We start from the raw sequence: 6,076 nt of genomic DNA, 5'->3' as shown, positions 1-6,076 counted from the left end.
CACCGCCACCTTCGCGAACAGCCCCATCAAGCCCGGCGGCAGCCCGGCCAGGCACAGCAAGAAGAACGCCAGCGCCGCCGAAGCCAACGGCCGCGTCTTCGCCAGCCCGCGATACCCGTCCAGGCTCGTCCCGTGCACCGAGTGCACCACCGCGAACGCGCCGAGGTTCATCGCCGCGTACATGATGATGTACGCCACCGAAGCGTTGATGTGCTTCGTATAAGACCCCGAATCATGCGCCGCCAACGGCACCAGGATGTATCCCGCCTGACCGATCGTCGACCAGGCCAGCAGCCGCACCGCGTCCCGCTGCCGCAGCGCGACCAGGTTCCCGAGCGACATCGTCAGCGCGGCCAGCACCGCCAGCAGCGGCCCGGTCTTGTCCAGCAGCGGGCTGAAAGCCGTCCCCGTCAACAGGATCAGCCCGGCGAACCCGGCCGCCTTCGACACCACCGACAGGTACGCCGCGACCGGCACCGGCGCGCCGGCGTACGTGTCCGGCGTCCAGAAGTGGAACGGCACCGCCGACACCTTGAACCCGAACCCGACCAGCGTCAGCCCGACCCCGAGGTAGGCCAGGTGCCGGATCGGCCCGCTGTTTCCACCTGAGGCGCCCGCCAACGCGTGAAGGTGCAGCGCGACCGGCCCGAAGTGCACGTTCCCCGTCGCCCCGTACACCAGGCTGATCCCGAACAACATCACCGCCGTCGAGGCCACCGACACCAGGAAGAACTTCAGCGCCGCCTCGGACGACCGCCCGCTCCACCGCTTCAACCCGACCAGCGCGAACGCCGGCAGCGACACCGTCTCCAGCGCGATGGTCAGCGTGATCAGGTCCCGCGACGCCGCCAGCACCAACACCCCGGCCACCGACGACAACAGCAGGAAGTGGTACTCCCCGGTCGGGATCCGGTCCCGCCGCATCGACGACGCCGACATCAGCACCACGACGAACGCCCCGGCCAGCGCGATGAACTGGAAGATCAGCGCGAACCGGTCGGCGACATAAGAACACGTGCTCGGCATCCCGTGCGGCTCGCCGACGCCCAGCGAGTACAGCCCGGCCGCGCTCTGCGGCATGCAGAACGTCCCGGTCGCGCGCCCCGGCCACAAAGCGAGGTCCGGAACCGCGGCCCCGGCGAGCACCACCAGCGACAGCCACGACACCAGAGGCTTGCGCTTCGGCGGCAGGAAGACCTCCGCCACCAGCACCGCCACCGCCCCCGCCGCGACGATCAGCGGCGCGGCGATCTGCGCGTACGAAACGTTCTGGACCAGGGAGGAGATCGTCACGTCAGACTCCCTTCATCAGGACACGGACAGCGGGATTGGTGATGCCCAACAGCAACGCCGGCCACAGCCCGGCGAGCAGCGTCAACAGAACCAGCGGCGTCCACGTCGCGGTCTCCACTGCGGTCAGCTCGGTCACCGGCTCCTCGCTCGCCGTCGCGGCCGGCCCCATGCACACCCGCCGCACCACGGCCAGCAGATACGTCGCCGTCAGCACCAGCCCGACCGCCGCGATCGACGCCATCGCGATATACGAGCCCTGCGTCAGCCCGGTCCCGGGCCTGGTCGCCGAGAACAACGCCAGCACCTCGCCCCAGAACCCGGCGAGCCCGGGCAGCCCCAGCGAGGCCATGGCCGCGAAGGCGATCAGCACGCCGTACTTCGGAGCGCGCCGGTACAGAGCGCGCCCGATGTCGTCGAGCTTCGCCGAGTGCACCCGCACCTTGAGCCCGCCGACGAGGAAGAACAGCAGGCCGGTGATCAGGCCGTGCGCCACCGAGGCGAACAGCGCCGCGTTCATCCCGACCGTGGTCAGCGAACCGATGCCGAGCAGCACGAAGCCCATGTGGCCGATCGAGGAGTACGCGATCAGCCGCTTCAGGTCCCCGTCGGGCTTGCGCGCGATCGACAGGCAGGCGAGCGAACCATAGATGACGCCCACGACGCCGAACGCCGCCAGCGCCGGCGCGTACGTCGGCGCGGCCTGCGGCAGGATCGGCACCGCGATGCGGACGAACCCGTACGTCCCCATCTTCAGCAGCACCCCGGCGAGCAACACCGACCCGGTGGTCGGCGCGGCGGTGTGCGCGTCGGGCAGCCAGGTGTGCAGCGGGAACATCGGCGTCTTCACCGCGAACCCGAGCGCGATCAACGCGAAAGCCGTCAGCGCGGCGCCCTTCGGCACGTCGCCCCGGGCGTGCGCGGTCAGCCACGCCATGTCGAAGCTGTCGGCGTAGGCGAACACCACCAGGAACCCGACGACCATCACCGCCGAGCCGAGCAGCGTGTACAGGATGAACTTGTTCGCCGCCGCCTTCGCCCCGTCGGCGCCCCAGTAGGCGATCAGCGCCCACATCGGCAGCAGCACGATCTCGAAGAAGACGAAGAACAGGATCAGGTCGGCGGCCATGAAGGTCCCGAGCATCCCGATTTCCAGAAGGAGCAGGAGGGCCGTGTACGACCTCTGACTCCCGCCGTCGGGCATGTGCCGGATCGAATAGAAGAAGCACAGCGCCGACAACAGCGCGGTGAGCAGGATCAGCGGCAGCGAGATGCCGTCGACGCCGAGCTGGAACCGGACGTGCAGGGCCGGGATCCAGTTCCAGTTCACGCTCCCCTGGTAGCCGGTCTTCGTGTAGTCGAAGACGCAGGCCAGCGCGGCGGCGAGCACCAGCACGGCGCCGCCGGCGTAGAACCCGACGCGCGAGGCGGAGCGCTCGGTGACGTCCCGCGGCAGGAGGTAGAGCACTGCGATACCGGCCACCGGGACCAGCAGCATCGCCAGCAGAAGGGCGTTCATCGCTTTCCCTACCTTCCGAATCCGAGGGCGGCGGCGATGACGACGACTCCGGTCAGCACCCCGGTCAGGTAGAGCTGGACGTTGCCGGTCTGGATCCGGCGCAGCCCTTCGCCGAGCAGGCGGGCCGCGTGCCCGCTGCCGCGCACGTAGGCGTCCACGACTTCGGTGTCGAGGAAGCTGACGGCGTCCGCGGCGGCCTGCGTCGGGCGGACCACGACCGCGTCCTGGAGGTCGTCGGCGCGGAAGCCGAGGAATGCGGGTTTGCGCAGGAAGCCGAGGACGTGGTTCGGATCCGTGCCGGGCTTGGCGCGGGCGGCGGCGAAGACCAGTCCGAGGCCGAGGACCAGGGCGAGCAGTGCCAGGAGGATCGACAGGAGGCCCGGGCCGAGGTGGTAGGCGTCGGCGGGCTGGATGAGCTTGCCCGCCTCGGCGGCCTTGGCGCGGTAGGCGTTGCCGTCGGCGTCGCCGAGCCACGAGGCGAACCAGCCGAGGTTCAGGCCGGCGAAGCCGAACACCGTGGTGACCGCGGCGAGGACGACCAGGGGGAGGAGTTCGGCGCGTGGGGCTTCGGGGCCGGTCCTGACCTTGGTCTTGGCGGCCTTCGCGGCTTCGGCGGACGCGCTGGCGTCGGCGGCAGCGGCGACTTCGGCCGCGGTCTTCTCGCGGATCGACTCCGCGACGAGCGCTTCCAGGGCCCACTCGCTGCCCGCGGTGACCTCGGCCGCCGTCGAGATCTTGGCTTCGGCGTCGGGCCCGGTCGCAGCCACAGCCTCAGCGACGCTCGCGGCGGTCGGCGCCGGGGCTTGAGGCTCGCGCTGCGAAAGCTCGACGGCCGACCGGAACCAGCCGCGTTCCAGCGGGCCGAAGAGCATCAGCCAGGTGCGCAGGGCGTAGGCAGCGGTGAGGAAGCCGGTCAGGAGCGTGGCGACGAAGACCAACCAGCCGATGCCGGCCGGCGGCGTGACGCCGAGGAGGGACTTGGTCGGGCCGCTGTGCGTCGCGGTGTCGTAGGCCGCGCCGGCGATCGACTCCTTGGAGAAGAACCCTGAGAAGGGCGGGACGCTGGCGAGCGCGGCGAGGCCGATCGTCATGGTGATGAACGTGACCGGCAGTTTGCGGCGCAGGTTCTGGGTGTTGAGTTCGTCGACGTCACCGGTGCCAGCCTTGTGGATGATGACGCCGGCGCCAAGGAACAGCAGGGCTTTGAATCCGCCGTGCGACATCAGGTGGAAGACCGCCGCGTCCCGGCCGCCGGCCGCGAGCGCCGCGACCATCAGCGCGAGCTGGCTGACGGTGGAGTAGGCGAGGATGCGTTTGAGATCGCGCTGCGCGAAGGCGGAGAGCGCGGCGGTCACGGCGGTGAGGGTCGCCGCGATCGCGAGGATCCACAAGGCCGCCGGCGTCACCAGGAACACCGGGTAGAGGCGGGCCACGACGTAGACGCCGGCGGCGACCATGGTGGCCGCGTGGATCAGGGCGCTGATGGGGGTCGGGCCGGCCATCGCGTCCGGGAGCCAGGTCTGGAGCGGGACCTGCGCGCTCTTGCCCATGACGCCGCCGATCAGCAGGATCGCGCCGGCGGCGGTGTAGCCGTGGCCGCCCTGCTGGATCGCGTGCTGCAGGATCGGCTGGACCCGGAAGGTGCCCGCGCCGTGCGCCAGGAACAGGATGCCCAGCAGGAAGGGGACGTCGCCGAACTTGGTGACGAGGAAGGCCTTGATGCCGGCGCCGCGGGCCTCGGGGCGTTCCCAGTGGTGGCCGATGAGGAAGTAGGAGCAGGCGCCCATGACCTCCCAGCCGACCAGCAGGACGAGCAGGTCGGTGGAGTAGACGACGACCAGCATCGCCGCCGTGAACAGCGAGATGAGGGCGGAGTAGGAGGTGTAGCGCTCCTCGTGGGCCATGTAGCTGACCGAGTAGAGCTGGACCGCGGTGGCCACCACGCCGACCAGGACCGCGATCAGAGCGGCCAGGCCGTCGACGCGGGCGCCGAGCCAGAGCTCGGGACCGCCGGTCGCGGCGTAGCGGACGCGGGACTCGGTGGCCGCGCCGGTGCCGTGGCCGAACAGGACGACGAAGGTGAGGACGGCCGCGGCGGCGATGGGGAGGACGGCCAGGGCCGGGACGGTGGCGCGGCCCCGGCCGGACAGCGAGACCGCCGCGAGGGCCGCGGCGGAGAGCAGAGGGAGGAGGGGGATCCAGAGGGCCAGGGTGCTCATTTGGTCACCGCCTTGGGGGTTCGGGCGGCTGCCTCGGTGGTGTTATCGGCGTTGCTTCCGTTGGCGTCGGTGCCGTCGCCGTCTGCTTGCGGCGGGACCCGCTTGAGGCCGAAGGAGCCGTCCTCGCCGAGCTCGCGGGCGTCGTCGATGGCTGCGGTGCCGCGGTTGCGATAGAGGAGTAGGACGATGGCCAGGCCCAGGCCGGTCTCGGCGGCGGCGACGGTGATGAGGAAGACCGTGAAGACCTGGCCCATGCCGTACTGGTCGCGCAGGAGGCTGGAGAACGTGACGAGGTTGAGGTTGACCGCGTTCAGGAGGAGCTCGATCGCCATGAGGACGGCCACCGCGTTGCGGCGTGCCAGCAGGCCGTAGACGCCGACCGCGAAGAGCAGGGCGGCGAGGGTGAGGGGGTAGATGGCGTGCATGTCAGGCTTCGGCCTCCGTCTGGGCTTCGGCCAAAGTCTGGGCTTCGGCCAAAGTCTGGGCGTCGTCGGACACGTCGCGGCGGGACAGGACGATCGCCCCGACCAGCGCGGCCAGCAGGAGCACCGACAGGAGCTCGAAGGGCAGCACCCAGTAGCGGAACAGGCTGGAGCCGACGGCCTTGGCGGTGCCGTTGACGACGGCCTGTCGCGGATCGAACCACGTAGTCCGCACCGCGTCGCCGATCACACTGACCAACACCCCGGCGGTCGCCAACCCCACCACCGCGGCGGCCCACCGGTTGCCGGAGTCCAGCTCGGTGGTACGCCCGATCGGCGCCCGCGTCAGCATCAACCCGAAGAGCAGCAGCACAGCCACGGCGCCGACGTAGATCAGCACCTGCACCCACGCCACGAACTCGGCGGCGAGCAGCAGATAGCAGCCGGCGAGCCCGCCGAGCGAGACGACGAGCCAGAGCGCGGCATGCACGAGGTTGCGCACGGTCACGGTGAGGATCGCGGCACCGAAGGTCAGCAGCCCGACGAGGACGAAGGTGATCTCGACGCCGGTGGTGGAGCTCAGGGCGCGGGTGGTGGTCATCCGGCGGCCTCCGGGGTGTCGGGGG

General features: G+C 70.5%; 5 protein-coding genes. All 5 read right to left on the bottom strand.

The annotated features are described in order from the left end of the window. A partial coding sequence (locus tag GWK61_RS52040) for an NADH-quinone oxidoreductase subunit N (protein WP_194921623.1) occupies nt 1-1,293 on the bottom strand: 1,293 nt, incomplete at its 3' end. Between the two features lies 1 nt (nt 1,294). After that, nucleotides 1,295-2,809, bottom strand: coding sequence for a complex I subunit 4 family protein (locus tag GWK61_RS52035; protein WP_194921622.1), 1,515 nt, complete (start codon nt 2,807-2,809; stop codon nt 1,295-1,297). A gap of 8 nt (nt 2,810-2,817) precedes the next feature. Continuing rightward, nucleotides 2,818-5,028 carry an NADH-quinone oxidoreductase subunit 5 family protein gene (locus GWK61_RS52030; protein WP_194921621.1) on the bottom strand — a complete coding sequence of 737 codons (2,211 nt, stop codon included), beginning with the start codon at nt 5,026-5,028 and terminating at the stop codon, nt 2,818-2,820. Beyond that, entirely contained in the window at nt 5,025-5,453 is a 429-nt protein-coding gene (nuoK, locus tag GWK61_RS52025) for an NADH-quinone oxidoreductase subunit NuoK (RefSeq protein WP_194921620.1), read from the bottom strand. The genes GWK61_RS52030 and nuoK overlap by 4 nt, the downstream gene beginning before the upstream one ends. A 1-nt stretch (nt 5,454) precedes the next feature. Next, a complete protein-coding gene (locus GWK61_RS52020; RefSeq protein WP_194921619.1) occupies nt 5,455-6,051 on the bottom strand; it encodes an NADH-quinone oxidoreductase subunit J family protein in 597 nt (198 codons plus the stop codon). Between the last annotated feature and the right edge of the window lie 25 nt (nt 6,052-6,076).

The organism is Catenulispora rubra (assembly GCF_015356825.1).
In the GTDB taxonomy this organism is placed as follows: Bacteria; Actinomycetota; Actinomycetes; order Streptomycetales; family Catenulisporaceae; genus Catenulispora; species Catenulispora rubra.
Note: the sequence above shows the minus strand (reverse complement) of the source record. Positions and strands in the feature narration are given on the sequence as shown.

Bases quoted from the DNA above. Each gene is read 5' to 3' on its own strand.
- GWK61_RS52035 (WP_194921622.1), bottom strand. From the start codon at position 2,809: ATGAACGCCCTTCTGCTGGCGATGCTGCTGGTCCCGGTGGCCGGTATC.
- GWK61_RS52030 (WP_194921621.1), bottom strand. From the start codon at position 5,028: ATGAGCACCCTGGCCCTCTGGATCCCCCTCCTCCCTCTGCTCTCCGCC.
- nuoK (WP_194921620.1), bottom strand. From the start codon at position 5,453: ATGCACGCCATCTACCCCCTCACCCTCGCCGCCCTGCTCTTCGCGGTC.
- GWK61_RS52020 (WP_194921619.1), bottom strand. From the start codon at position 6,051: ATGACCACCACCCGCGCCCTGAGCTCCACCACCGGCGTCGAGATCACC.